General features: G+C 63.0%; 2 protein-coding genes. Both read left to right on the top strand.

What is annotated here, in order from left to right; translation table 11 throughout:
• A complete protein-coding gene (locus tag EQG66_RS15180) occupies positions 1–750 on the top strand; it encodes an electron transfer flavoprotein subunit beta/FixA family protein (protein ID WP_129405345.1) in 750 nt (249 codons plus the stop codon).
• A partial coding sequence (locus EQG66_RS15175) for an electron transfer flavoprotein subunit alpha/FixB family protein (RefSeq protein ID WP_164975709.1) occupies positions 747–1,672 on the top strand: 926 nt, incomplete at its 3' end. The genes EQG66_RS15180 and EQG66_RS15175, both read left to right, overlap by 4 nt.

Raw genomic sequence — 1,672 nt, 5'->3', positions numbered from 1 at the left:
ATGAAACTTCTTGTACCCGTGAAGCGGGTGATAGATTATAATGTGAAGCCGCGTGTGAAGGCGGACGGGACTGGTGTTGATCTTGCGAATGTGAAGATGAGCATGAACCCGTTTGACGAGATCGCGGTGGAAGAGGCGCTTCGGCTGAAGGAAAAGGGCGTAGCGACGGAAGTGATCGCGGTGTCGATTGGCCCGGCGAAGGCGCAGGAGACGCTGCGCACGGCGCTGGCGATGGGCGCGGACCGGGCGATCCTGATCGAGAGCGATGCCGAAGTCGAACCGCTTGGCGTTGCGAAGCTGCTGGCGAAGGTCGCGGCCGAGGAAGCACCGGGCATGGTGATCCTTGGCAAGCAGGCGATTGACGACGACAGCAACCAGACCGGCCAGATGCTGGCGGCGCTCTTGGGCTGGGGCCAGGGCACGTTCGCCAGCAAGGTCGAGGTATCGGGCGATGCGGTTGCGGTGACGCGCGAGGTCGATGGCGGTCTGGAGACGGTGAGCCTCAAGCTCCCGGCGATTGTGACGACGGACCTGCGCCTCAATGAGCCGCGCTATGCGTCGCTGCCCAATATCATGAAGGCGAAGTCCAAGCCCTTGGCGCAGAAGAAGCCGGAGGATTATGGTGTCGACATCACGCCCCGCCTCACCACGCTTAAGGTCGAGGAACCACCCAAGCGCTCGGCAGGTATCAAGGTCGCCGATGTGGATGAACTGGTGGCGAAGCTGAAGGCATTGGGAGTAGCAGCATGAAGACGCTCGTATGGGTAGAGCATGAGGGTGGAGCCCTCAAGGACGCCACTCTTTCCGCCGTCACCGCCGCCGCGAAACTCGGCGAAGTGCATCTTATCGTCGCAGGCAGCGGCGTGGCAGGCGTTGCGCAGGAAGCGGCGAAGATTGCGGGTGTGGGCAAGGTCCATGTCGCGGACGACGCCGCGTTCGATCATGCTCTTGCGGAAAATGTCGCGCCCTTGATCGTTGATCTGATGGGCCATCATGATGCGTTCGTTGCGCCCTCGACCAGCAACGGCAAGAACATCGCGCCGCGCGTTGCCGCGCTGCTCGATGTGATGCAGCTCTCGGACATCCTCTCGGTAGAGAGCGCGGACACCTTCACCCGCCCCACTTATGCGGGCAACGCGATCGCCACCGTGAAGACCTCCGACGCCAAGCGCGTCATCACCGTGCGCGGCACCGCGTTCGAGAAGGCGGAAGCCACTGGCGGCGCGGGCAGCATCGAAGCCGTATCCTCGACCGGCGACAAGGGGCTTTCGAGCTTCGTCGGCGCGGAGATCGCCAAGCTGGAGCGGCCAGAGCTGACGTCGGCCAAGGTGATCGTCTCCGGCGGCCGCGCGCTGAAGGACGGCGCGACGTTCGAAAGCACCATCTTCCCGCTCGCCGACAAGCTGGGCGCTGCCGTCGGTGCATCCCGCGCTGCCGTAGACGCGGGCTATGTGCCCAACGACTATCAGGTCGGCCAGACCGGCAAGATCGTCGCACCCGAAGTCTATGTCGCGGTCGGCATCTCCGGCGCCATCCAGCACCTCGCCGGCATGAAGGACAGCAAAACCATCATCGCCATCAACAAGGACGAGGATGCTCCCATCTTCCAGGTAGCCGACATCGGCCTCGTCGGGGATCTCTTCAAGATCGTCCCGGAACTCACAGAAAAACT

Source organism: Sphingobium fluviale (assembly GCF_004122115.1).
Taxonomy (GTDB): domain Bacteria; phylum Pseudomonadota; class Alphaproteobacteria; order Sphingomonadales; family Sphingomonadaceae; genus Sphingobium; species Sphingobium fluviale.
The sequence above is the reverse complement of the archived record's forward strand: the minus strand, read 5'-3'. Positions and strand labels throughout refer to the sequence as shown.

Excerpts from the sequence above, each read along its gene's own strand:
- EQG66_RS15180 (WP_129405345.1), top strand. The coding sequence starts at position 1 with ATGAAACTTCTTGTACCCGTGAAGCGGGTGATAGATTATAATGTGAAG.